Raw genomic sequence first — 26,247 nt, 5'->3', positions numbered from 1 at the left:
AACTTATTGGATGTGAATATTACTTAAACAACAAGACTCCCAACGAGGAAAGGAACGAACCGATACTGATCCACAACGATACCGATTTCACACTGTTCTCATTGATGGTAGACTGTCCAGCACGCACCTTGTTGGGCTGGACATATATCACATCGTTCTGTCTCAGATAATAAACTGGCGAATTAAATAAATCCTTGGAACGGATATCCACCCAATGAGTTACTCGCTTGCCGTTTTCTTCACGTATAACAAATATCGCATCCCGTTTACCATAAATACTCAAATCGCCTGCCATACTGATGGCTTCCAAAAGGGTAATCTGATCTTTTGTAATGGCATACTTGCCTGGTGTTTTTACCTCACCTAACACGGAGAAATAGAGATTCATAAACTCTACCGTAACAACCGGGTCATTAATTAAATTCTCTTGTATCAATCTTTGCTTAACCAAAGCGGCAATTTGGCTCTTGGTCATACCAGCAATATGCAATGTTCCGACAATAGGAAAATCAATGTTTCCTTTATCATCCAATGTGTAACCTGATATTTCTCCATTCATGTTGCCGGAACGTAAGTCAGGAGAGCCGGCACGATATTGTATGCGAGTCAGATTAAATAGGGCAGCAAGTTGTGGATCTTTACTGGATACCATAATGGAGATTTGGTCTTTGGGCTGAACTGTAATGTCTCGAGCCCCAGTAATCGCTTCAGGTTGATTAACTACAATATCCTGAAAATAAACGATTTTCTTGGAGGTATTGCAGGATGCCAATAACACACACAAGAAGCACAATTTAATTAAATGAATTTTCATATGTTATCTTTTCTGTATAGTTGATTTTTCCGCTCTATGTTTTCTGTTGATTTTCACTGTTATGTAGCAATGTATCACTGTCCAAATAGCCACATCCAATAGAAACAAGCTTGTTACGGAAAGACAATGAATCAAAAAACAATTTCCCAATGCAAAAAGAGCTGCCATAATAACAATGCTTACCATAGCTTTACGTTGGGACATTCCTAAGGCTATAAATTTATGGTGGATATGATTTCGGTCTGGAAGAAATGGATTTTTACCGTTACGTAACCGATGAATAACCACACGTATCACATCAAGCATTGGTATAATCAAAAAAGAAAAAGCTATCACAATGCCACCGGGAAAGAGACTCTCTTTCACTGGATCGGACATACTCAGACGGATGACCATCATTGCCAGCAGCATCCCGATAGTGAGCGAACCGGTATCACCCATAAAGATCTTGCGTCCCCGATGTATCTTACCGTATACGTTATAATAAAAGAACGGCAACAACACACTGAAAGCAGCTAGACTGATAAAGGAATACATCCACCATTGCAAACGGATGAACATGCAGCTGAAAGCGAGGAAGGAGATGATACTCAATCCGGAGGCAAGCCCATCAATGCCGTCTATCAAATTGATGGCGTTCAGGATATAGACGATGAGGAATACCGTGAACGGTATTCCTATATAATAAGGTAGGGTATAAATGCCGAATAATCCATGCAGGTTATCGAAATACAGCCCGGAAATCGGCAGTAGTATACCGCAAAGTATCTGCCCCACAAATTTGGAACGATAACGCACACCGATAAGATCATCCATCATACCTATGAGATAGAGTATGAACAGACAACAGAGCATGGAAAGCAGACTGTTTGTTAAATCCATGTCAAGTATGTTGTAACCTACCCTAAGGTTATAACCGATGATAACGAGAGAGACTGTAACCGTAATACATGGGAAAAAGGCGATGCCTCCTAATCTTGGTATATGGGCGGTATGCAACTTACGTTCGTCCACCGAGTCGAACAGGCGACGACGGAAAGAAACCAACGAGATGCGGGGAAGGACCAGCGCACTCAATGTCCAGCCGACTATGACTGTAAAGGCAAATTCGATAAAATGAAAAATATCCACTATATAATTTTTTTGATGATTTTCTTGATCTTACCCTATCCGTTGTAGAAAGGATTGTGGAATATAAGAAGTGGCTACAGCGCATATGCCTTGGACTGTAACCACTAGTCGCCTGTTTTTCCTGATTCGGCAGATGATACCTTCCGCTCCTTTGAATTTTCCGTCGATTATGCGTACACGTTCTCCCTTGTAAAACTTGGGATTGTCCTCCCCGAAATATTCCATCCCCCGTTCGCCGGACGAGGTAACCAGCATAAAGATGTTCATCTCTCGCTCAGGAATGGCAAGAGGAATCTTTTTTAACCCCTTAAGCCGGGTATATACAATCACCTTGTTCATAAACCGCTGCTGTATCTCTATAGCGTGTTTAATAGTAGAACGGAAGAACATCAGCGAATTGATAACTGGTTTGCGGACAGTCTTCTTTTTACCATTATGTTCCACTAGTACTTCCTCACAAGGAATGTAAGATTCTATCTTGTCTTTTTTCAAGGCTTCCTCGATTTCAAAAACTTTGTTATAAAAGACTTTCAGTGCGAACCAGTGCTTAACTTCGTATGTTGTTATGTTCAAGAGAGAATAAAATAATCAGGTTAATAAAAAAATACAATCTCCATTCCTGCACCTCCTGATTTTTAGAAATATAAAGATGCAGCAATCAAGGTTAATCCGGCTGTTATTCATTAAAATTCCGGAATGCGAAATGTTCCTGACTACAGTGAACGTAAATCCGTAACCCCCGTATCCCTACCGTTTCTATATAAGAAACGGTAGGGATATTTTTTTATTGATAATCAGTCTTGTATATTATTACGATAGTTCAGTTTTACTCGGTCTGCTCAGTTTTCAACTCAAAAATACTCATGGAAGGAAAATAAACAGTCTCCTTTCATTTTACGTCCTTGTTACAATATTATTTTTATTCACTCTAAACAGATATTGCAAATAATTGATAATTAAATATTTAGAATGGGGGGGGGGGTAAAAACGAAGGATTTAAAATGGCCGTTCTTTTTTTCTTTTTTGCTGAGAATGATTATCTTTGCAGTGTATTTTTACCCTCTCTTATATAGAGACGGTATCGTTCAAATCCTTCAAAATCTTCTCGTTCGCATTATCTATCACAGCATTGTCTAAAGAATCCAAGTAAATAAGCGTAGTCCTTTCGCTACTGTGTCCCATCCCCGCACTGATGACGGCAATCGGTACGTCGTGGTTGCGTGCGGCGGTAGCCCAGCTGTGACGAGGCGTATATGAGGACAAAGGTAATGGTTCGCCAAGCAATTTACCCAACCGTTTCAATTTTCGGTTATGGTAGTTCAACCCGGTCTGATATTGCCGGTAAGCCTGATCTGGCTGTTCATCGGTAAGGATGGGGAAAAGATATGGACTTTCCGGACAAACCTGCCCATATCGTTCCAATATCACCGCCATACACGGTTCGATATGTAATGTTAAGTATTGGCCTGTCTTATGGCGACAATAGGTAATTCGCACGCTGTCCACATTCTCTTTTTTCAGATATGCCATGTCCACAAACGCCATGCCACGGGCACAATAGCTGAACACGAACATGTCTCTGGAAAGTGCCAAAGCCGGTGAATCCGAGAGGTCAATTCTTTGAAGTTTCAGGATGGTTTCCTCATCCACGGCACGCTTCGATGTGCGAGCCACTCCTGTATAAACCTCACGAAACGGAAAAGTCTGCACCGCAATACCTTGCTTTACGGCCTTGTTATAAACGGCACGCAGAATCCGCATATAGAACGAGCTGCTGTTTCTCGCTACCCTTTGTTGCCACAACCATGCCTCATACCGACACGCCAGGGCGGAATCTAACGACGAAAAAGGAATGTCGTTACCATCCAGGAAAGTGGAAAAACTGTTCAGTGCACGCCGGTAATTACGAGAGGTACCGTATTGGCCGTTCTCCCAAAGCGTTTCCATCTCTTTTTTCATGTAGTACAGGAAACCGGACTCGGAAGGCAGGGAGCGATAGCGGTTGAGTATTTCCGACAAGGTGTATGTTTCTCCGCTACAGTCCAGCTCACGGATAATCTCACGGATGTCCCGCATCTCCTTTTCCGCCCGCTTCCGGTAGGCGGTCAGGACTCTCTCATTGCCGGGGACAGTGACAAGTTCACGTTTCGTCTCATTCCACCACTCGGGAAATATCCTCATGTCGGTGGTAATCTGCCTGTTCTCCTGACGGTGGCAAAGCTGGTAACAGAGTGTGCCAGCCTTACCCTGTACCGTCGATGGACGGAATTTTAATTTAATGGTAGCCATATATAGTCTGTTTTATGATGAATAATAGGTACATAGATACAACCCGTGGGCTATATTGTTGAAGGAAGAAAATATTTAGTCCTAGATTCCGCTTCTCCGCTTGGAACACCGAATATCACTTGCTGCCGATGCCAAACTCTGTAAATCATCTTGAAAGACAGTCCGAATAGCCTCGTAAAGAATCAAAGTCCGAAAATAAAAAGCGACATTTTTTCCGTGGGACAAGTCTAGAAATATTTTTTTCGTATAAACAACAAGACTGTATATGTTTTCTGGGAAATTCGTGAAAAACAGACGGATACCAGCGAGTTCCCTATAATCAAAGATAAATCAAAACCGTATTGTCACGGGCGTTCCGGCTTCGCTTTCCATGAGTATTTTCCTTGCGACAAGTCGCGGAAAATACACATGGAAACAAACGCCCGGACAATGGTTTTGATTTCGGGAAAGATTATAGGGACTCACTGCGACCGACGCGACGCATGACCGTGTCATTGATGAAAAAAGGAGGGCCTCCTTTATATCCCTAATAAATCCGGCAGGAAGTACGGGATATATGGGCAGACCTGGCAATGTCTTATGAAAAAAACGCCGCCCCATGAGAAGACAGGGACTTCAGCTCCCTCTGCTCTGCATAATCCTCCCTTTGCGCCCGTGCCGGCTTTTTCGCCCTTCCCCTGCATACCATATCCTTGTTTTCACGGCATGTTTCTCTCACGGAAAACCAGTCTTTCGGACATTTGATGACATCTGATGACACCTGATGACACCTTTTTGAAAATCAGTGTTTTATTCGGATTTAGCCCATATTTTTGAAGTGTCAAAGCAATTTATTAACCCCAAAAAGAAAAGGTATGGCACAAGAAAAGAGCCCGAACGAAAAGCCTAGACGGCCCCGGAAACCGAAGGTCATGAACGATGCCCCTTTGGTGGAACAGATCACCGAGCTGATGATGATTCATAACAAGAGCGATCCGAAAGCCGGTGTACAAGTGGTCAGCGAGATCGACAAGGACGGGAAGGTCAAGACGGTTCCAGCGGACGAGAAGAATGAAAACTCATTCCTGAAATTCGACAAGAACTCGAGCATACTCGAAAACTTCATCAAGAATTTCTGGAGCCAGTTCAAGGAACCGACCCATTTCCGCCTGCTTCGCATGACCTTCCACGACTACAAGGTGAACAAGCAGGCGATCAAGGACCTGGCGGAAGGGAAAAAGACGGACGCGGTGAAGGAGTTCCTCAAACGCTACGAGATCCGTCCGAGAGAGAACAAAGAGGAACAAAACATGAACAAACAAGAGACAGCCATGGCAAAAAAAGAAACGCAACCGCAGGAACCCCTGCAACAGAGTGAGGTACAACAAGCATCCCAGCAACAACAGCAACCGCAGGCACAGCAGGTGCCACAAGAGCCGCAAGGCCCGCGCTATCGTTACAATGAGAACATGATCGACTGGGAGGGATTGGACAAGATCGGTATCTCAAAGGCGACACTCGAACAGCAAGGACTTCTTGACTCCATGCTGAGAGGTTACAAGACCAACAAGCTGGTGCCGCTGACACTTAACATTCCCGGCGTGCTGACAGCCAAACTGGACGCGAGGCTCTCGCTCATACCGCAAGAGAACGGGCAGGTGGGGCTGGCCGTTCACGGTATACGCAAGGAACCGCAACTGGAACGCCCTTATTTCGGGTTTAACTTTAGCGAGGAAGACAAGAAGAACCTGCGTGAGACCGGCAACATGGGACGTGCGGTGGAACTCAACCTGCGTGGCAGCGAGTACACCCCCTGCCTGATCTCCATCGACAAAAACACCAACGAGCTGGTCGCTGTCCGGCAGGAACATGTCTACATCCCGCAGGAAGTGAGCGGGGTAAGACTTACGGACGAGGAGATCAGACTGCTGAAGGAGGGACAACCCGTCAAGGTGGAGGGGATGACCTCCAAGGCGGGGAAGGAGTTTGACGCCACGCTTCAATACAGTGCCGAGCGCAGGGGGCTGGAGTTCATCTTCCCGAAGAACCAGGTATTCAACGAGAAGTCCATCGGGGGCGTGCCGCTCTCACCTACCCAGATAAAGATGCTCAGCGAGGGACATACCATCCTGGTCGAGGACATGAAGTTCAAGAACAGGGACGGAGCTTTCTCCGCGTTTGTCACGATAGACCAGACGACGGGACGGCCGAATTACACCCGTCATAATCCGGAAACCGGAGAAATCTATATTCCAAAGGAAATCTGCAACGTGCAGCTGACAGCCGAGGACAAGGAGGTCCTGCGCAAGGGGCAGGCCGTCTATCTGGAAAACATGATCAACCGTAAGGGAGAGGAATTCTCCGCGTTTGTCAAGCTGGACATGAATACCGGCAGGACGATGTACTCACGCACGCCAGATGGGTTCAACGAGCAGCAGGCACCACGTATCCCGGCGGAGGTTTACGGCCATGTATTCACGGCGCAGGAAAAGGCGAACCTCCAGGACGGGAAGACCCTCCTGGTCGAAGGACTGAAAAACAACGGGCAAACGTTCAGTTCCTACCTGAAAGTAAACCCTTATTCCGGACAGTTGCAGTATTTCCAAGAGAACCCTGATATTCGCAGGGATACTTCCCGTCGTGCAGCACAGGCGGATACCGCCCAAGGCCAGCAGCAGGAACAAAAGAAGGGCGCAAAACAAGCGGTATAACCCCAATCAGAGAGAAACAAAATGAATTTTACAAACATCAAATCCCCAAACCGTATGAATACGAATCGGAACATCCCTTATAATTATAATGTAAAAGATATTGATTGGCCCGGCCTGAAGGCCGTGGGTATCAGCAAGGAGCAACTGGAAGCGGACGGCAACCTTGACCTGTTGTTGCAAGGCAAGGAGTCGGAAATCATCCCATTGAAACTCTGTACCCCGGTAATCAGCCTGACCATGGACGCTACACTCAAACTGGTACCCGGTGACAACAACAGGACAATCATGGAAATCAACGGCATCCGTCAGGAGGAATCTCCAAAGAAATAACAAAAAAATAAAATAAGTTTAACCTGTCCCTGTACTGCCCAATCCGGTACGGGGCATCAAAAAGAAAAAGAATATGATCGCAATAGTGACTGACAGGCCCAACGTGGGCAGAGAGATAGCAAGAGTGTTGGGAGCCGGCAGAAAAGAGAACGGTTATATGACCGGGAACGGCTACATGGTGACATGGACATACGGCAATATGCTTTCCCTTGCAATGCCGAAGGATTCAGGAACAGTCCATGTGGAGTGGAAGGACTTTCCCCTGCTGCCGCCTTCCTTCCTGACAGTAAGGCACGTGAAGACGGATACCGGGTGGAATCCCGACATCAATGCGGTGCTCCAGTTGAAAGTGATTGCCAAGGTGCTCAACGCATGCGACACCATTATTGCGGCAACCGATGCCTCCCGGGAGGGAGAGATGCTGTTCCGCCATCTTTACGGTTTTCTGGGATGCAAACAACCCTGCCTCCGCCTCTGGATCTCGTCTCTGACGGACGAGGCCATCACGGAAGGTATGGCGAACCTCCTACCATGTGATCGGTTCGACAACCTGTTCCTTGCGGCGGACAGCCGTAACCGGGCGGACTGGCTCCTGGGGGTCAATTCAAGCTATGCCATCTGCAAGGCGGTAGGCTTCGGAAACAATTCGCTGGGCAGGGTACAGACACCCGTACTGGCGGAGATATGCAGACGGTACCGGGAAAGGGAGAACCACATGCCGGCTGACAGCTGGCCCGTATTCATCAGCCTATGCAAGAATGACCGTATCTTAAAGATGCGCCACGTGGACGACCTTGTGGTCCGCCGGGAGGCACTGGCATTGTACGAGGATTGCAAGGCGGCAAAAAGTGTCCGCATCACAGCGGTAGGGAAACGGACGGAGGAAATCGGGGCACCGGCACTTTACAACCTGGCCGAACTGCAGAAAGATGCGAACCGTTACCATAGCCTGACGGCCATACAGGTGCAGGAGATTGCACAAGGCCTGTACGAGAAGAAGCTGATTTCCTATCCGCGCACCTCCAGTCGCCTGTTGCCAAAGGATGTATATGACACGTTACCGCCTGTCATGGAAAAGATGCTGTCCCGCAAGGAGTTCCGACAATATGCCGATACGGTTGACCTTGCCGCGCCACGGGACAGTATTGAGGCACAAGACACCATGGAGCATCATGCCATCATCATCACAGGCACACAGCCCGGTAAATTGGACCGGGAGGAAATGCTGGTTTACACGCTCATTGTCGGCAGGATGCTTGAAACGTTCATGCCGCCCTGCAAGGTGGAATACACAACCGTCGATACGGTGTGTGCCGCACGTAAATTCCGCATCCGTACATACCGCATCTTGGAAAAAGGATGGCTCGGAATTTTCGAGAGGGAACATCTTGTCGCAAAAGGCTGTATGCCTTACCTGGTGATGCCGGATCTTTTTCAGGAAGAGATCCTGCCGGTGGCAGGATGCAGCCTTATACATAAGAAATCGTTACCGGTTTCCCCTTATACGGACGAGGAACTGGTGGATTATATGGACAAGGCCGGACTGGGCACCGTCTCCACCCGCACGAATATTCTCCGCACGCTGTTGGAACGTAAATACATCCGTTATTCGGGTAAATATGTCGTCCCGACCCCTAAAGGGCTTTTTCTGTATGAAACGGTACGCAGTATGAAAGTGGCCGATGCTTCCCTCACTTCGGGCTGGGAAACAGAACTGGCACGGATAGAACGGGGGGAACTCTCGCAGGAAAAGTTCCTGGACGGTGTGCTGGAAACGGTAAATGAGGTGACTGGCGAGATATTCCGGAACCATCCGGTGAAAAAGCGACAACAGGGAACCACATAAACATATGTCAAAGCCAACAAGACAAGGGAAGTGCAGACAGTCTGTCTGTACTTCTTTTTTATATGTGTAAGATACGTTTTTCCGCTTTTAAGCGGCAAAAGTCTTGGATTGCCTCGTTTTTGCCGCAAGGCGGCCCCCTTTGGGGGCTTGGTTGGCTAAAAGAAAATCATCCTCGCTTCGCTGCGGTATTTTCTTTTGCCAAGCCTTGCGCAAAAAGGCAATCCAAGGGCCGGAGGCCTATAAAATCGGGAAAACATATCCCGATGGGATTATTCATTCTTAAAAATTTAAAGACATGAAACTACAACTTATCGAAAACATCTGCAAGCAAACGGTCTCACTGGTTTTGCTTACGGGAATATGCCTGCTCTACAGCAAGGGGATCATTCCCGTGTATCTGCCCGTCCTGTTCCTTTTGTCGGGAACGCTCATCAGCCTCCTCTTCAGGACATTCACCCTCATTGTAAAAATAATTATTGCCCTGACCGTCATGGGCATGCTTGTATAATCCTTAAAGCGTAAAGACATGAGAACCGCTACATTCACCCCGCCGGCTCCGGTTATGCCGGCTGCATGGCCCGCCACAAACCGTGTGAGACCTGTTAAAAAACGGATTCCCGATACGACGGATGGACCGAAACGTATCGGCTACTATCTGGAGTCGTTGAGAGGCGTAGCCTCAAATCCGGACAGGCAGAGAATCCTGAAGGATTTTTTCAAGGAAACTTATGTATAACATTTTAAATTTTACCATTATGTTTTTTCAAGCAATCAACCAAATGATCACGGCAGGCACAGACCTGAGTATCAACATCAGACGAGTAAACAGCAACCTGACGGTGGCCGTTGTTCCCAGGCGGTCGGGGGTAAAGGACGGGGAGCGCATCGTTCCGCTCATCCTGAACGGCACGCCGGAAGAGCTGGATGCGGGCTTCCTGCAGGCTGTCGGCACACCTGTACAGAAAGCGCAGGGCATCCTTACCAACCTGGAAACGTTCGAGAAGCAGGCGGAACAGGCTGTCTCACAAAGCAAAGCCGCCAGGTCTGCTGCGGAAAAAGAGTCCAAAGAGGTCCGCGAGAAACGGGAAAAGATGGAAAAACTGCTTAAGAAGGCGGAGGATGCCATGACCGGCAAACGCTATTCCGAAGCGTTGACATGGCTCAAACAGGCAAAGGTGCTGGCACTTCCGGACAAGCAGAAGGAAATCGACGAAAAAATGGCGGAAGTACAGAAAAAGGCATCGGAGGGAAGCCTGTTCGGCATGGAACAACCGCCAATGTCCAAGCCGCAGCCGGCTCCACAACAGCCGGCATCGCAACCGGCGGCAGCCCCGGCACCGCAATACCGGAGCGGAGAGCAAATCCCGATGTTCTTGCCCGAGCAGCCGGCTCCGGTTCCGCAACCCGTTTCACAACCGCAACCGCCCCGGTCGGTTGTACATCCCGGACAGCAAACGCCATTTACCAGACAGCCGCAAACACAACCCGTACAATATACGCAGCCCGCACCACAAGCGCAACCGGTCCCGCAACAGGCAGTTCCACAACCGCAAGGAATCCAGTTCCATCAACCGGTACAGATGCCACAGGCACGGATGGACGGAAATCAATGGATGCAACCGGCTTCGCCACAACCACGGTATGCACCGGTACAGGAGGCCGCAAGAACTTATGAGGAGCAATATCTCCGGCAACCGCAAGAGGCTGCGATGTACAACTTCGACAAGGACTGCGAGGACGACCGGGAAATGCTCAGGGAAGACCCGTATGCGGAATATCCAGACTTTCCGAAGGAATGCCGCATGACGGACATGGCACAAATGGATATGGTATATTGTTAAACCTTATAAAAGAAGAGAAATTATGGCACTTGAAATCAAAGGATTGCAGAGAATTTTCAAATTCAGGAAGGACTCTAAAGAACTGGTATTGAGCGACCCGAACAGCAGCCTGTCCGTAAACGAGGTGATGGACTTCTACTCCATGACCTATCCCGAACTGACAACGGCGACCGTCCACGGACCGGAATGGGAGGAAGACAAGGCGGTCTACCGCTTCAAGACAACTATCGGAGTGAAAGGATAAGCGTATGGATAAGAGAAAGAAAAAGGAGGACAAACCATGCAGACAGCTCTCAGAATCAACCAAGGAGAACCTGGCGGGACTCATTATCCGCTCGGCCGACCCGTCAGACATCCGAAGAGGAACATCGGGACAAAAAAGGAGGATACTGCCGCCACCGGGAAGCGTCATGATTTTCTGACAGATAAAATTCCTCCCCTCGCACCGGATTTTTGGCATAAGGACGGATATGACGGTTCCCCGGTCAATCTCACGACACCGGAGAATTTTGACTATCTCTACCAATCGGCATCGAACTATGCCGGACTTATGGGTATAAAGCTCCCTTTCCGATACAGGAAAGGGGGCAGCCCCCGTCTGAAAATCACCGAACTGTACAAGGTGATGGAGGAGAGCGTACCGGAATGTGTCAATCTTGAAGAGAAAGAAGGAAGGCTCCATTTCTGTCTGTTCCGCCATCACGACTGGCCGGAACCCACATTGTTCTGGATTTCCATCGACTTTACGGAACGGCTTCCAATACCATTGAGGAACATTGTCAGGGAGTTCATCCGGCAATTCGTCCGGCATCACAGAGTCTGCAATGTCACCGAGGCGTTTTGCTATGACTTCGCCATAGAGGAACTGGAAGACTGGGAAAACCGGGATTCCGACGCCTCCCCGAAAGAAATCAGGGCGAACAAGCGGCTGGCGGATTCCTACCAGTCAGGAAAACGGGCGAAAGCGCTCAAACGGATGTCGGGAAAACCATTCTGCAACTCTCTGGAAGAGGCTGTACGGAATTACCGGACAAAAAAGGGGAAGGAACAAAAACTACTGGAATTGATAAGGGAGGGTATGGCACTGATCACCCCGGAAAGCCCGAACCTCACAGATTACCTGTACGATTGGGCGTATGAGGAGGAGCGTGATTTTTACCCGGTGGGAATGGAAAGCCAGGTCATGCTGGTCTACTCTACCCGTGACACGCTGGCTGAATGCATGGAAGGGTTCATGAATTCGGACTACCAGGAGACTTATGCCCTTACCCCGGTCACATACAGGTTCCTGACACCGGAAACGGACTGTCTCTTCCAAATGGGCGACTACCCGGAAAAGCTTTCCAAATGGCTGGCACGTTTTACAAAACATATAGCTGACAACTTCTAAAATGAACGATATGAATGAACTGACCAATAAATTACAACAGGTGATGGTGCCCAAGGCGGCACTGATCGCGTATGAATACCGTGAGAACCGCTATGGGAACGGAATGCATTACCTCGAACTGCATCCCATCAATGACAGGGGCAGGATGGAGGCTGCCATGCCTGTCACCTATGAGTTCATGGACTCCCTGGTGGAATCCTATACGGATGACAGGCGGAACGTGCCGCACGGGAAAATCCCCGCCAACATGTTGTGGTGTGATACCCGTAAGGGGCACGAGAGGTATATCTGGTACAATCCTCCGGGAAAACGGCAGATGTTCTTTGCCGGAAGCCTGAATATTCCTGACGGGATATTTCATGTGCCTGGCGTGATCTACAAGGTTTCCGGTGACAGGCTGGACATTTTCTCCTATAAGGGGGAAAAACCGGTGGAAAACAGCCCGCTTTTCCTCGCCCCTTTCTTCAATGTCACGGGCAGCAGTGTCTGTCTGGGAAATGCCACGTTGACTCCCCCGGAAGACATGACTTTCTCAAAACTCCTCGAGTATTGGGAAAAACGTTTCTGGCTCAGCGAATTCTCCCATCTGGGAGGAAGCAGGAACCCGACCGGAAGCAACCTGGTCTCGGTAACGGAAAAGGCACGCGCCAATCCGTTTGACGAGAACGAATTGAAACCCATGAACAAACAACTTAAAGACTTACTGGCATGAAAAAGATTCATTATACAGACAGATACCTGCTTAATCCCTACCATCCCGTGACCGTCTTCGTAATCGGTGCGGGCGGAACAGGCTCACAGGTGGCCACCGGCCTGGCGCGGATAAGCGTGGCATTACAGGCGCTAGGACATCCGGGGCTGCACGTGACGGTCTTCGACCCCGATACCGTCACGGAAGCGAACATCGGACGCCAGTTGTTCAGCGGATCGGAACTCGGATTGAACAAGGCTGTGGCACTTGTGACCCGCATCAACCGTTTTTTCGGCTTCTCGTGGGAGGCAAAAGGGCAGCGTTATCCGCTGAAAGCCTCCGCAGACCGGGAAGAGCCCGCCCTGGCGAACATCATCGTCACCTGCACCGACAACATCCGCTCCCGGATGAACCTCTGGCGGTTCCTGAAGAAACACCGGGAACACACTTCCAACAACGAGCGGTCGCCCATATACTGGATGGACTTCGGCAATGCCCGGACCACCGGACAGGTCCTGATAGGGAACATCCGTGGCAAGATTCTCCAGCCCGTCTCCAACGAATACCTGCCCGTTCCCCGTATGAATGTCATTACCGAAGAGGTACGCTACTCCACCATCAAGGAAAAGGATTCGGGGCCGAGCTGCTCGCTGGCGGAAGCATTGCAGAAGCAGGACCTTTTCATCAATTCCATGCTGGCACAAACCGGCTGCGACATCCTGTGGCGTATGCTCAGGGAAGGAAGGACATTCTACCGGGGAGCCTATCTCAATCTCGATACACTACGGATAAATCCCATTCCGGTATAGACAATGACCGTCAGTTTTCTTTTATGCATTCTTGCCATGTATAAAAGAAAACTGACGGTTCCTGATTGTTTCTGCCGTGCGGTTCAGCCTTTCAGCCGCACGGCACTTGCCACTCCCTTTTCAGTCATGACCAGCTCATACCGGTCCAGCCTTTCATAGAGTTTGCCCAATGTCTTGCATCCATATCTCCTGACCTTGAATTTGGGCATCATTTTTTTTAATGCGCCGCCGATCAGTGAAAGGGGAACCTCCTCTTTGCCGTCAGCCGCCTGCCGGAAAGCCTTGTCGAAATACTCCATGTCCCTTTGGATAAAAAATTCGGGAGTATTGTCCGAAACCTTGTTTTCCTTCCGGTCGGCATACAGGAACACGGAACAGGATCGTACCAATGATACGGGAGTCTTATCCTCCCCATATCCCAGCACCTTCAATCCGGCTTCCCGTATTCGCTGGGCAAGCAGGCTGTAGTCACCATCACTGGCTACCAGACAGAAACAGTCTGCCCGACCGTCACGAAGAATGTCCATCGCGTCTATGACCAGTGCAATATCGGTCGTGTTCTTTCCGGGAGCATGGGAGGAAGCTTGTATGAGCCTGAATCCATGCTCCCGGGCAGTTCCTTTCCATGCGGAAAGCGCTTTTCTCGTCCAATCTCCATAAATTCGTCTCACAACGGCATCCCCATAACGGGAAACAAAACTCATTATATCCTCCATCTTCTCGAAGGAGGTGTTATCCCCGTCAATAAGGACTGCGACGGCATATCTTGAATTGGTATTTGTCTTCATAACAACTGTTTATGAAACAAAGTTAGCATAACTTCCGCATATTGATACTCCCACGCTCATTTTTTCTTTCCGCGTTTCAGCAAGAATTCCTGTATTTCCGAGCTTCTGTAGAAGTTCTTTCCGTTATCGTCCGTCTGGTAATAGCGGATCAGTCCTTTTTCCCGGTAGCGGGCGACTGTCCGCAACGACACGTTGAGCAGCCTGGCTATGTCATAGTTGTCCAAAAGTTCGTCACCGTTCAAGAACTCTTTCACACGTTCCATCCTGTCCAGTTTCTTCTCTATGCGGTCAAAACCTTCCACTATGGTCATTATCATTTTTTCAAGCACTTCATTGTCTATATACATCATGGTATGTATCTCCTGCATTTTAAAGGTTATTACTGAAATACCCTTTCTTGTGCGCACTTTCGAGAGTATATGCCATCTTTAGTGAAAAATCTATGCCGGAGTACCGGTATTAACTTAGTTATATATTACATTCTGCTAAGAATCAAGCAAATAATATTGTTTGATTTTTATCAGTGGATGGTAAGTGTAAAATTTTGAAGTGTAAAATTGTAAAGTCCGTAATGTAAACTTTACAAGTTACAGATACCACCCCGCCTATATTCTTAAAACCGGATAAATTGATGACGCTTCCACACAAGGTATTCAACATATAAAGACTATAATATTTATTTCAGAGCATTTTTCTGAAGTTAGACTCTGCAGCTCTCTGTTACATATGACGTTTAATGACATCTGATGTCTTTTGACGACATCCTTTTGGACATGAATATTCCCTTTCATATTTTCGTATCCGACAAAAAATGAAACTTATGGAGTTTGTATGTATCGAGGCTAAAACATTCATGGAAATGAATGAGGCTCTGGAAGCCGTTGTAAAAAAAATGTGTGAAACATGCGGAAGTGGCATATCCGGTATGGACGACTGGATTGACAACCAGGAGGCTTGTATGCTCATGGACGCCTCTCCCAGAAAGATGTTGCAGCTTCGCAGAAGCAGGGCCATCCCTTACAGTTATATAGACCGTAAGGTGTATTACAAGCGTCAGGATATTATCCGTTTTATGGAAAACAATATTCACCGTATAACCCCTTAAAAGCGAGATGATCCAATCCCTGTTGACCAAAGAAACCCCGGAAATCATTCGTTTTTTCCGGAACATAGGCAGCCTGTCCGAAATGCTGGACAAGCAGGAGGAGAAATTACGTCCGGTTCTGAATGGAGAACGTTACATTACGGACTGTGAGCTTGCCGAACAGTTGAAACTGACACGCAGGACGCTGGCAGAGTACAGGATAAACGGCAAACTGCCTTACTACAAGATAGGAGGCAAATTACTATATAAGGAGAAGGACATCCTTGCTTTGTTGGAAAGAAACAGGGTGGAGGCGTTTGATAACCGGTAATGTCCGTTTGGGAAATATCCGGACTTCAAGTGCTTCCTTATACTGTTCAATGTAAGACATATGAACCAAGGAATCTTTTAAAAACAGATTTTCCTTGCCGGATTTTATTGGGGGGATATATCAGGTTGCGAGACAAAGGTTTTCCACCTTAGAATCAAGCAATGTTCCGCATTTCTATTTCTTACCTGCAAAGGTAGCCTTTTGCCCTTGATCGTGCAAGGCGGTCCTTCGGACTGGTTGGCTGAAAAAATCATCCTCGCTTCGCTGCGGTATTTTTTCGCCAAGCCTTGCACAATCAGGGCAAAAGACAAACGGATGCATGTAAGAAAAGAAATACCGGCTTTACCAAAGCCGGGCATGTTTAACCATAAAATAAAAAAGACCATGATTCAAACAAAAAACAAGTATTGCAAGGAAACATTCATCCGTCTGAACTACTGGTATGACCAGATACACGGGCTTGTCCGGGAAGACATAGAGAAAGTGAACGCAATGGTGGAACACATCGAAAAGACACGTTCCGACCGGTATCCCCGAACAGGTGACAGCCTGTTCCTTATTTCCGGATACGGTGAACGTTCCCGGCCGTTCTTCGTAGATGCCGCATATGGAGATAACATTGTGCTCCGGAATTTCTCCCGTGTCCCATTCGTGTCCCGGGATAAGAAGGGCATCAAATGCGATATGCATGGCGGCGAGTGCGTGCTGGTAAAGACCGGTGATGTAAGGTTCAAGACTTGGACTACCGGCCGTTTCAAGCACTGGGGACATTACGGGACATGTGAAAACGGGGAAGTTTACTACGATGCGAAAGTAGCCCTGTGGGAATGTGGCGCACCTGAACAGCCGGAAAGTCAGGAATGGTTCAAAATCCATATCCGCAAAAACACCCGGTCGGGCGGGGATATGTACACCGGAGAAATATCCTGTAAGGATGAGGATGGACTCAAGCAGTTTGTCAATGACCATGAAGGTTTCATATTCGTAGAAGAGGATTCCCAGGAGATGGTCATGCTATGTTTCAGGCATTCCGATATGAGGATTTCCCCGGAAGAGTGGGAAAAGATGAACTGTCCGATATCCGTGCGTGAAATATACGGACAGATGCAGAAAGTAAAGATTGTAAAAGATCATAAAACACATCTGACCACATTCTACTATTAACACAGTATCGCCACATTAAAAATCACCCTGCTTCCTGCCACATGCGGCAGGAAGGAAACAAGGGTATATCATCGATGGTTGGAGACGGTTTTGTAGTCGCTTACGAAAAAGATGGAACATGGTATATCTTACCTTATGTTTTTTGTAGTTTCATAAGAAATGCTTTTTTCGAGAACAAGTACCTGTTTCGATATAATAGTAAGATAATCACACTAAAATTCAGTGTACATTAATTCTATGTAACTAAACAGGCTAACCGAATATACAAAGAGAGGATAAGATGATTGCTCATTCTTATCCCCTCATGCCATCAGTTATTCAAAAATAGTACCTTATACTACTACTATCTGTACAATTTAATGTGTCAAGCAATAATATGGCCATTTCTTGGCTTTATAATAACAATTTGTAACTACTAGAGTAGTCATTTTCTTTCTTTTTATTGCGATGATCAATAGGGTGGTTTATTTCGCCACGTCCCACCATATGCGAGAACTGAAGTGATCGCCACCGGACAGACGGCTAACAGCTGCCTCATAATTAGCCGCATTGTCTTGCGACTCTTTCGATGGGTAGCGGAAACGACGGGGGATCTCGCCATTCGTATCTGCGTTAGGATACGGATTGGCCGCGTCATAGGTCGATTTCAATTCCGGATAGCCGGAACGACGCCAGTTAGCAAAGGTCTCATATTCATCGCAGAAACAGTTGATCCAATATTGTGTGTTGATCTGTTCCAACGCATTCGATGCATTAAACGGGTTCTCCGTCAAATAGCGGTCGATCGCGGCCTGCGTCAGATACTGATTATACAGCGCCGTGCCGTTGGGGAACTGTGCGAACTGCCGCATGGCAGCGCGTACGCCGTTCTCGTAGTAAGCCTGCGCGCTCCCGTCTACCCAGCCGCGTACGGCAGCCTCGGCCAGCAACAATTGCGTCTGGGCATAGGTGCAGACGAACGTCGGGCCCGTCGGGTCGGAATAGGTATAACGGTTTATCGTGGAATAACGGCTCCTGTACGTGCTGCGGTAATCCTCGTCCTTGAACTCGGGGTATTTGTTACCTACGAACCACGGGCTATCGGGGCTGTCGGAGAAACCGCTAGGCAAGCCTTTCTGGACGGCCGGATCGGAATTGCCATATTGGAAGTCACTACCCGCCTGCACCGAGATGGTCGGATCCTCGCACACCGTACCGATCAACGGCAGGCGCGGATCGTTAGTTCTTTTCAACAGATCCACGAAATACTCGGTCAGGAAGAAGTTGCCGCGATCCTCGTGCGAGTAGATCTTGGCGTATGGCTCGGAGGAGTCGTTCGTTGTCAAGCCACCCGCATGCATCAGCATGCAGTTGTCCGCATCCGACTCAAATACCCCGTTGGCTACCGCGGTCTTCACCCATTGCTCCGCTGCGGCCGGGTCTACCTTCGACATACGCATCGCCATGCGCAGCATCAGTGAGTTGGCAAACTTCCGCCACTTCGAGGCATCGCCTTGGTAGAAGTTGTCCGCCGATTTCATCGCTGCCGCCGATGCGCCGTTCAAGGCGGCCTGTGCCTCGTTCAATTCCTTCAGCAAATCCATATAGATAGATTGTTGCGTGTCATACTCCGGAAAGGAATACAACTCCGGCTGTACCGCCTGCGAGTAGGGGATATCCCCGTAAAGGTCGGTCATGCGGTGCATGCCGTAGGCGAGCATGATACGAGCGATTTGGTAATCGGTCTGCCGTGACGGATCCTCTTTCCAAGCCTCCACCGCATCTTTCATGTCGCGGAGCGCCCCGCGCGTGTCACCGTTGTAGATTTCCCAATACGCACCTGAGTAGCCGTCGTTCCAAGTGTAATTCGCATTACCCAACCAATTGAACGATGCGGTATGGCTCATCCATTGAGCCGCATAGATACAACCGTTTCGCCATACGTCCCAATCAGATCCCAACATCTGATGCTGACCGTTGGTGAACAATAACTCGGTCGGGATATTCTCCGAATTCAGGTGCTCCGGGTCCATATTCACATCCCCGAAATCGCTGCAACCCGTTCCCCCGATCATGGCCGCGGCGGCGCACGTCATATATACTAAATACTTTTTCATATTATTATACTTCTTCAAACGTGATTAGAATTTGACATTGACATTGAAACCGACATTTCTCGTGGCCGGATAACCGTTCAACTCCAAGCCCTGTCCGTTCGTGTTGTTGTAAGCTGACTCGGGATCGATGTTATCGGTATGCTTCAAGATAGTCCATAGGTTACGTCCCACCAACGAGACGCTCAAGCCCTTCACCACCTTCATCTTGTTCAAGACAGACTGCGGGAAGGTATAGCCGAGCGACAACTCACGCAACTTGATGAAGCTGGCATTGTAGACGAACTCCTCGGCGATATTATTGTTGACGATCCCCTTGTGATAATCCTGTGCGTTTACCGCCACGTTGTTCTCTCCAAGGATCTTTCCATTGTCATCTATCATGACACCGGCACCGATAAAGCCACTGCCTCCCGGGTTATCAACTGTACGGCCAAGCAACGTACCCTTGTGCAGACCCTCGCTGTAGAGCGAGTAGTTCGTGCCGGAGAAGAGGCTCGCGCCTGCCTTGTAGTCAATCAAGAACGACAAGGAGAAATCGCGGAATCTCAACGTGTTGCTCCATCCTCCGGTATATTTGTAGACACCGTTGCCTAGGTTCTGCAACTCGTCGGTCGCTTGCGGGATACCGTTCTTATGGATGACCCGGCCTTGCTCGTCACGGGCGTATTTGTAGCCAACCAACATACCGTAAGGCTGGCCTACGATGTTGCGGACGGTCACGTTGCCCGAGCGTGCGGAGGCTCCGTCGATAGACAGGGACTTTACGCCTCCCAGGTATTTCACCTCACTATCGTTGTATGCGAAGTTGAAGGTCGTCTCCCATGAGAAGTTCTTCGTATGCACCGGTGTCGCATTCACCATGAACTCGAAACCTTGGTTCCGGATCTCGCCCACGTTCATGTATTTCGATCCGAACCCGGACGCGCTGGACGTGGTGACAACAGCGATATCGTCTGTCGTGTTCTTGTTGTAGTACGCCATATCGAACGATAGGCGGTTGCTCATAAACGCTAGGTTCAAGCCCACCTCGTACTCCTTGATGCTGACCGGTTTCAAGTCTGGATTCGCGAATTGGTTACTGTTTGCCGTACCTCCGGTCTGTCCGTTGATCTGGAAATTCTGTACCTTATACACCATCAAGGTCTTGTATGGATCTGTACCATTGGAGGAGCTTGCCCACGAGCCGCGGATCTTACCGAAATCGAACCAATCCGGCATATTGTCACGGAAGGTATCGGAGAATACCCACGAGAGCGTTACGGACGGATAGAAATAGCTGTTGCTATCCGGGTTCAAGGTGGAGAACCAGTCGTTACGTCCCGTCAGGTTCAAGAACACTTGGTTCTTCCATCCGAAGTCCGCCGTAGCGTATATGGAGTTCACCCGGTATTCCGAATAGTCCTTCTTCGATCGTTTATCGCTGAGATTATTTACAGACCACAGTCCATCGACGATAAACGGACGGCCTCCATCCGTCGTATAGAACATCTTGTTGATCGTACGCTGACGGTTACCGCCCAACGTGGCGCCAACCGACCAGTCGCCCCACTCCTTATTGAACCCGATCAGGTAGTTCAAGTTCATCTCGGAGAAGCTACGGGAGTATTCCGTCATCCAGCCTTGTGGATCCGCGGCGGCTCCAGTCGGCTGTATCTGTTTGAACTCCAAGTTGTAACCATCGCGTTGAACGGCACCTTGCACATACAACCAATCCGTGATGTCGTATTTCAAGGTCATTGATCCCGTCAAGCGGTTCTTCTGCATATCGTTGGTTTTCCGATACTGCAACCAGTAGGGGTTGTTGAAATATACATTGCGGTTACCATTACCGTTCATTTCCGAGCCGTCCTCAAAGGAACCCCAAGGAGCGTTCGCCGAGCCTCTTTCCAACCAACGTACATCGAACGAGTTCGCCAAGTGCAGCAAGGTTGCGTTGGTATTACCGTTGCCATCGGACAGGTTCGAACGGCCTTTCGACTTCTCGAACACATAGTTGGCGCTCACGATCAAGTGCAGGTTCTTCAAGATATCATACGTCGTATTCATATTGATACCTTGCTGGCTGTTACTAGAGTTCGGTAACTGTCCCTTCTCTGCTACGTTGGATACGCCGAAGCGGTAGGTGATCTTGTCTCCCGCGCCGCTGAGCGAGGCGGAAGTTGAGTTGTTGATACCCGTGCGGTAGAAATTCGGCCAATTGTCGATATACTCGTAAGGCACCTCATTTCCTAGGAAGTTGGTCGCCGTACCACCTAAAACGTCTCCCCAGCTACTAGTCTGCGTGGTCTCAGCTCCCGCTACGGAGGTAGGACGTACGCCATAATCACCCTGCCCGAACACATTTTGAAAGTCTCGGTAGTCGTAGATCATGTTAAAAGTCAAGTTGTTGTTGAACTCGATGTTCACAGGCTTACCTTTCTTTCCGGACTTGGTCGTGATTAAGATCGCACCGTTACCACCGCGATATCCGTACAATGCGGATGCGGCGGCACCTTTTAACACCTGTATGCTCTCGATATCGTCCGGGTTGATGTTACTCAATCCATCACCCATATCTATACCGCCCCATGTGCCGGCCGATCCTAAGTTCTGGTTACTGAAGGGCACGCCATCCACCACGTATAGCGGCATGTTATTACCTGTCAGGGAGGCGTTTCCGCGGATGATCACACGGGAGGAACCACCCGTACCGGTCGAGTTACCGCCTACGCTAACACCGGCCACTTTACCGGAAAGGGCGTTACCTAGGTTCGGGTCACGGGCCATCGTAAAGTCCTCGCCACCCACTTGCGTCGTGGAGTAACCCAACGAGCGGCTTTGGCGTTTTATACCCAATGCGGTGACTACCACCTCATCGATCTTCTGCGTGTCCTCCGTCAGTTTCACTTGCAAGCCCGTCTGTCCGCTCGCCGTGATCTCCTGTGTCGCATAACCGATATAACTGATCTCGATTACCGCCCCATTGGGAATCTCCAAAGAAAAGTTTCCGTCTAGATCCGTAATCACGCCGTTTGTCGTACCTTTTTGGATCACGTTCGCACCGATTACGGGAATACCCGCTTCGTCTACGACCGTACCTGTCACCTTCTTGTCCTGCTGTACGCCCATCACCTCATCAACCGTGCCTACGGAAGCAGGAACGGCCATCGCCGCGTTTACAGAAAAAGCGGAAAGCAACAAACAGAACGCCGAGGTTTTAGCTATCCATTGAAGGGATAATAGCTTAGATTCATTCTTTGTCATCTTGCTTTTGTTTTAAAATTAAGTTTAAGTTTAGATTGATTACATTTATTCCTGTAATGTTATATCACAATATGAACATGGTTCCAGCGGAACTAATGTATCATTCATGGTCTATTGCATAAATGCGATGTAAAGATACAACTTTTTTGTAAACTATACTTAAATTTATGGTGCTTTTTTATTAAAAACAACACATTTGTCACAAATTACCTTTTGAAACCAAGAAAATCAAATCTTGAACGTATCTAAAACACGTTAGTTCCGCTGGGACAAGTTTCATCCAGAGACCAAAACAACCTCAAGTATGCATGGTCCCGCTCTAAACGAAAGGCAATCTTTCTACCAAAATAAGGCCGATTTATTTGGCACAGGTCACTATTTACCATACTCTTGTGTCTGATTTAAGATTGAAATCCTTAGAAATATTTTTAAGCATAATCTGTATGAAAGCTAGTTGATACATAACTTCAGCCATCTCACACAGATATTTATAATCAATAGTTAATCTTCTGGAGTTCCTCAACAAGAGAGCGATCTTTCAACAATCCATCTCTTAGGTAAGACAAGGAATTCGTTTGGGCGCTCATTTAGCCAGAGTACGGCTTCAACAACCCAACCGAATTTGTCCGTAACCCAATCCCAAGCGCTCCTTGGCACTCTCTGTCTGTAAGGATCTTAACGAGGCGCAGGAACTTATATTCAAGTTATTCAATAACCATTGGTAACTTGATTGATACTGTAAACTCTAACCATCATATTTTTTAGTTTGCTGATACTTAATTATTTTTATATTGAAATATAAGGTTATTTTATTCATTTCAAAATGACTTCTAATTATTTAACAAACTATTATGATTCATTTGTTAAAAGTGCTTGTCAAAAAGATAGCGAAACAATCGAACATAACAGTCATACCCTGTTTATTAATATATTTCTCTCTTGATCGTTTGCTTTTATACCTGATTTTTTTGAATTTTGCACGCGATAAACAATATGTACTCGGTACAATAAGTATAATTAATATCATGAAACCTACTAATTTACTATTATTTCCAATTATTATCCTTTGTTCTTTCACTTCGGTCAAGGAAATACCTCCTTACAAGAATCCGGCACTTCCGGTTGACGAACGAGTGAAGGATTTATTAGGGAGAATGACGATCGAAGAGAAGTTCTGGCAAACATATATGATGCCTGGTGAGCTGGATAAAGGGAAAGACCGCTTTTCCCACGGTATCTTCGGATTCCAGGTTTCAACCATAGGAACCAGTAATCCGGAACTCAAACAATTGCTGCAATACAACCCGAAATTGACAGCAAAAGAGATGGCTAAAAAAATCAATGAGATCCAACGTTACTTCGTAGAAGAAACCCGACTGGGCATACCGATTATTGCATTCGACGAGGCTTTACACGGATTGATTCGTGGTGGAGCCACGGCGTTCCCCCAATCCATCGCATTGGCCGCCACATTCGATACGGCCTTGGTACGCCAAGTCTCCCATGCCATCGCCATGGAAACGAAAACACGTGGTATCCGACAAATACTATCGCCCGTGGTTAATCTCGCAACAGATGTGCGTTGGGGACGTACGGAAGAGACCTATGGAGAAGATCCATATCTTTCGGCATGCATGGGTGTCAACTTTGTAAGAAGTTTTGAAGAAATGGGAGTGATAACCACCCCTAAACACTTTGCCGCCAATTCCGGAGATGGAGGGCGAGACAGTAATCCGATCCATTTCACGGAACGATTTTTGGAAGAGACGCATCTGGTTCCTTTCAAGGCTTGCTTCCAAAAAGGACAGTCGCAGTCTGTAATGACTGCATATAATATGTTAGACGGAACTCCTTGTACAGCCAATCCCTGGTTATTGATCGACAAACTCCGGAACGAATGGGGATTCGACGGATTTACGATTGCGGATGCAGATGCTGTCGGTATCATCCACAAGTTGCATCACACCGTCAATAACTTCTCGGAAGCAGGAGCTGATGCAATCAATGGAGGTCTGGATGTCATCTTCCAGACAACATACGATGAACACCGACCATTCTTACAGGCTTGCCTAGATGGTTTAGTTAAGGAAGAAGCGCTGGACAGGGCTGTAGGACAAGTATTAAAAGCGAAATTCCACCTAGGTCTGTTCGAGCATCCCTACATTGACGAAAATGAGGCGGAGAAGTGGAATGCCTGCTCCGCACACCGGAAACTGGCTCTCGAAGCAGCTCGCAGATCAATCGTGTTATTGAAAAATGAAAATCGGGTTTTGCCGTTATCCAAACAAGTAAAACGTATCGCCCTTATCGGACAAGATGCCGCTCAAGCCCGTTTAGGAGGGTACAGCGGACCGGGCGTTGACAAAGTCAGCATTCTTGATGGATTGAAAAATAGACTGGGCGATCGAGCTATCATCCGTTACGAAGAGGGATGTAAACGAATCAATCCGGAATATCTGACCGTCCCAACCTATTATTTATCCACATTAGACGGACTGCCGGGACTGGAAGGGCGCTATTTCAATAATATCTCCTATGAAGGAGTCCCCGATTTGAAACGGATTGACAAACGCATACAATTCTCATGGACATTGTTTGCCCCGGATTCTTGCCTGGCTGTCGATTGGTTTTCTGTCGAATGGAACGGGAAATTAAAATCTCCCGTCTCCGGAACATATCGGCTCGGGCTGGAGGGAAATGACGGTTACCAGCTGACCGTTGATGGAAAAGTGCTAGTAGACAAACCATATAAAACCTCTTTCGGTCATACATTAGTTCCTTTTACCTTTGAAAAAGGAAAAGAATATGACATTCGTATCAGGTTTTATGAGAATACAAAAAACGCACGTATCCGGTTTGTTTGGGACGTGGATACAAAAAATGAAGACCAGTCCATCGAACAAGCCGTACAAGCTGCCCGTGAATCCGAGATCGCCATCGTTGTCGTGGGTATTGAAGAGGGAGAATTCCGTGACAGAGGCTATCTGGCATTGCCTGGCCGGCAGGAAGAGTTAATCCGTAGAGTCGCAGCAACAGGAAAAACCACTGTTGTTGTTTTGATCGGTGGAAGTGCCGTGGTCATGTCTGAATGGCAGGATCAAGTTCCGGCCGTACTGAATGCCTGGTATCCGGGAGTGGAAGGGGGCAATGCGGTTGCCGATGTTTTATTCGGCGATTATAACCCCTCAGGCAAACTGCCGATCACTTACCCGATCCACGAAGCCCAGCTACCACTCAATTACAGTCATAAACCGACCGGGCGGAGCGACGATTACCTCAACCTGACCGGTGAACCGCTTTTTCCTTTCGGTCACGGATTGAGCTATTCCGAATTTGATTATTCTGGACTAAAAGTGACGAAAGCAGTACATGGCACAGCTTTCCATGTTACTTTTTCGGTGAAAAATACGGGGAAATACGCAGCCAATGAAGTCGTACAACTCTATTTGCGCGACCAGGTCGCTTCCGTAACCCAACCAATTATGCGGCTGATCCATTTCCAGCCTGTATCATTGGCACCGAGAGAAACAAAAGAGTTGCACTTCACTGTAAACGAGAAAGACCTGTCCATGCTGGATAAAGAGTTGAACCGCGTGATCGAACCGGGTGACTTCCGTCTGATGATCGGGCGCTCTTGTAAAGATATCCGGTTAAAGACAACACTGACAATAAATCATCCAATGACTTTAGAAACAAACCATTAAATAAAA

Annotated in this window: 22 protein-coding genes; 14 read left to right on the top strand and 8 right to left on the bottom strand. The window is 47.8% G+C overall.

Annotation, left to right across the window (positions count from 1 at the left end; genetic code table 11):
• Nucleotides 1-19: 19 nt before the first annotated feature.
• From ACESQI_RS14615 to ACESQI_RS14600, 4 genes are all read right to left on the bottom strand, one after another.
• Entirely contained in the window at nucleotides 20-814 is a 795-nt protein-coding gene (locus ACESQI_RS14615) for a polysaccharide biosynthesis/export family protein (protein WP_070737806.1), read from the bottom strand.
• Nucleotides 815-817: 3 nt separating this feature from the next.
• Nucleotides 818-1,945, bottom strand: coding sequence for an MraY family glycosyltransferase (locus ACESQI_RS14610; protein ID WP_138272689.1), 1,128 nt, complete (start codon nucleotides 1,943-1,945; stop codon nucleotides 818-820).
• A 30-nt stretch (nucleotides 1,946-1,975) separates the two neighbouring features.
• Entirely contained in the window at nucleotides 1,976-2,518 is a 543-nt protein-coding gene (locus tag ACESQI_RS14605; protein ID WP_122116129.1) for a UpxY family transcription antiterminator, read from the bottom strand.
• 492 nt (nucleotides 2,519-3,010) lie between these two features.
• Nucleotides 3,011-4,234: a site-specific integrase gene (locus ACESQI_RS14600; protein WP_195489618.1), complete on the bottom strand. Its 1,224-nt coding sequence runs from the start codon at nucleotides 4,232-4,234 to the stop codon at nucleotides 3,011-3,013.
• An 854-nt stretch (nucleotides 4,235-5,088) separates the two neighbouring features.
• Here ACESQI_RS14600 and ACESQI_RS14595 point away from each other — a divergent pair.
• The 10 genes from ACESQI_RS14595 to ACESQI_RS14550 all read left to right on the top strand — a co-directional run bounded on the left by ACESQI_RS14595 (nucleotide 5,089) and on the right by ACESQI_RS14550 (nucleotide 13,831).
• Nucleotides 5,089-6,924 carry a DUF3945 domain-containing protein gene (locus ACESQI_RS14595; RefSeq protein ID WP_055284969.1) on the top strand — a complete coding sequence of 612 codons (1,836 nt, stop codon included), beginning with the start codon at nucleotides 5,089-5,091 and terminating at the stop codon, nucleotides 6,922-6,924.
• A gap of 54 nt (nucleotides 6,925-6,978) precedes the next feature.
• Nucleotides 6,979-7,254 carry a DUF4099 domain-containing protein gene (locus ACESQI_RS14590; RefSeq protein WP_007219032.1) on the top strand — a complete coding sequence of 92 codons (276 nt, stop codon included), beginning with the start codon at nucleotides 6,979-6,981 and terminating at the stop codon, nucleotides 7,252-7,254.
• A 73-nt stretch (nucleotides 7,255-7,327) separates the two neighbouring features.
• A complete protein-coding gene (locus ACESQI_RS14585; RefSeq protein WP_373126464.1) occupies nucleotides 7,328-9,100 on the top strand; it encodes a DNA topoisomerase in 1,773 nt (590 codons plus the stop codon).
• A 295-nt stretch (nucleotides 9,101-9,395) separates the two neighbouring features.
• Nucleotides 9,396-9,608, top strand: a complete 213-nt coding sequence (locus tag ACESQI_RS14580; RefSeq protein WP_005656948.1) for a hypothetical protein — start codon at nucleotides 9,396-9,398, stop codon at nucleotides 9,606-9,608.
• A gap of 18 nt (nucleotides 9,609-9,626) precedes the next feature.
• Nucleotides 9,627-9,836, top strand: coding sequence for a hypothetical protein (locus tag ACESQI_RS14575; protein WP_005656949.1), 210 nt, complete (start codon nucleotides 9,627-9,629; stop codon nucleotides 9,834-9,836).
• 19 nt (nucleotides 9,837-9,855) lie between these two features.
• The gene (locus ACESQI_RS14570; protein WP_055284967.1) at nucleotides 9,856-10,941 is read left to right on the top strand and encodes a PRTRC system protein E; all 1,086 of its coding nucleotides are present in this window, start codon (nucleotides 9,856-9,858) and stop codon (nucleotides 10,939-10,941) included.
• Nucleotides 10,942-10,963: 22 nt separating this feature from the next.
• On the top strand, nucleotides 10,964-11,185 hold the full coding sequence (locus ACESQI_RS14565; RefSeq protein WP_055284966.1) for a PRTRC system protein C: 222 nt from the start codon (nucleotides 10,964-10,966) through the stop codon (nucleotides 11,183-11,185).
• A 36-nt stretch (nucleotides 11,186-11,221) separates the two neighbouring features.
• Nucleotides 11,222-12,331, top strand: a complete 1,110-nt coding sequence (locus ACESQI_RS14560) for a hypothetical protein (RefSeq protein WP_122116133.1) — start codon at nucleotides 11,222-11,224, stop codon at nucleotides 12,329-12,331.
• 10 nt (nucleotides 12,332-12,341) lie between these two features.
• On the top strand, nucleotides 12,342-13,043 hold the full coding sequence (locus ACESQI_RS14555) for a prokaryotic E2 ligase family D protein (RefSeq protein ID WP_055285025.1): 702 nt from the start codon (nucleotides 12,342-12,344) through the stop codon (nucleotides 13,041-13,043).
• Nucleotides 13,040-13,831 (top strand): PRTRC system ThiF family protein, encoded by a 792-nt coding sequence (locus ACESQI_RS14550; protein ID WP_055284964.1) that lies wholly within the window; start codon nucleotides 13,040-13,042, stop codon nucleotides 13,829-13,831. The genes ACESQI_RS14555 and ACESQI_RS14550 overlap by 4 nt, the downstream gene beginning before the upstream one ends.
• An 83-nt stretch (nucleotides 13,832-13,914) precedes the next feature.
• Here ACESQI_RS14550 and ACESQI_RS14545 read toward each other — a convergent pair whose 3' ends face one another.
• Both ACESQI_RS14545 and ACESQI_RS14540 read right to left on the bottom strand, forming a co-directional pair.
• Nucleotides 13,915-14,619, bottom strand: a complete 705-nt coding sequence (locus tag ACESQI_RS14545) for an NYN domain-containing protein (RefSeq protein ID WP_055284963.1) — start codon at nucleotides 14,617-14,619, stop codon at nucleotides 13,915-13,917.
• A gap of 56 nt (nucleotides 14,620-14,675) precedes the next feature.
• Nucleotides 14,676-14,969: a helix-turn-helix domain-containing protein gene (locus ACESQI_RS14540; RefSeq protein WP_055285024.1), complete on the bottom strand. Its 294-nt coding sequence runs from the start codon at nucleotides 14,967-14,969 to the stop codon at nucleotides 14,676-14,678.
• A gap of 470 nt (nucleotides 14,970-15,439) precedes the next feature.
• Here ACESQI_RS14540 and ACESQI_RS14535 point away from each other — a divergent pair, with 470 nt between their 5' ends.
• The 3 genes from ACESQI_RS14535 to ACESQI_RS14525 all read left to right on the top strand — a co-directional run bounded on the left by ACESQI_RS14535 (nucleotide 15,440) and on the right by ACESQI_RS14525 (nucleotide 17,198).
• Nucleotides 15,440-15,724 (top strand): helix-turn-helix domain-containing protein, encoded by a 285-nt coding sequence (locus ACESQI_RS14535; RefSeq protein WP_055285023.1) that lies wholly within the window; start codon nucleotides 15,440-15,442, stop codon nucleotides 15,722-15,724.
• A 7-nt stretch (nucleotides 15,725-15,731) separates the two neighbouring features.
• Nucleotides 15,732-16,034 (top strand): helix-turn-helix domain-containing protein, encoded by a 303-nt coding sequence (locus ACESQI_RS14530; RefSeq protein WP_055284962.1) that lies wholly within the window; start codon nucleotides 15,732-15,734, stop codon nucleotides 16,032-16,034.
• A gap of 384 nt (nucleotides 16,035-16,418) precedes the next feature.
• On the top strand, nucleotides 16,419-17,198 hold the full coding sequence (locus ACESQI_RS14525) for a DUF4121 family protein (RefSeq protein ID WP_055285022.1): 780 nt from the start codon (nucleotides 16,419-16,421) through the stop codon (nucleotides 17,196-17,198).
• Between the two features lie 464 nt (nucleotides 17,199-17,662).
• Here ACESQI_RS14525 and ACESQI_RS14520 read toward each other — a convergent pair whose 3' ends face one another.
• Nucleotides 17,663-19,294: a SusD/RagB family nutrient-binding outer membrane lipoprotein gene (locus ACESQI_RS14520; RefSeq protein WP_055284961.1), complete on the bottom strand. Its 1,632-nt coding sequence runs from the start codon at nucleotides 19,292-19,294 to the stop codon at nucleotides 17,663-17,665.
• A gap of 24 nt (nucleotides 19,295-19,318) precedes the next feature.
• Nucleotides 19,319-22,537: a SusC/RagA family TonB-linked outer membrane protein gene (locus tag ACESQI_RS14515; RefSeq protein WP_055284960.1), complete on the bottom strand. Its 3,219-nt coding sequence runs from the start codon at nucleotides 22,535-22,537 to the stop codon at nucleotides 19,319-19,321.
• Nucleotides 22,538-23,562: 1,025 nt separating this feature from the next.
• Between ACESQI_RS14515 and ACESQI_RS14510 the strand changes: the two genes are divergently transcribed.
• Nucleotides 23,563-26,241, top strand: a complete 2,679-nt coding sequence (locus tag ACESQI_RS14510) for a glycoside hydrolase family 3 C-terminal domain-containing protein (RefSeq protein ID WP_224204711.1) — start codon at nucleotides 23,563-23,565, stop codon at nucleotides 26,239-26,241.
• Nucleotides 26,242-26,247 lie beyond the last annotated feature (6 nt).

The sequence above is a fragment of the Bacteroides sp. HPS0048 genome (genome assembly GCF_964240755.1).
Lineage (GTDB): Bacteria > Bacteroidota > Bacteroidia > Bacteroidales > Bacteroidaceae > Bacteroides > Bacteroides nordii.
Note: the sequence above shows the minus strand (reverse complement) of the source record. Positions and strands in the feature narration are given on the sequence as shown.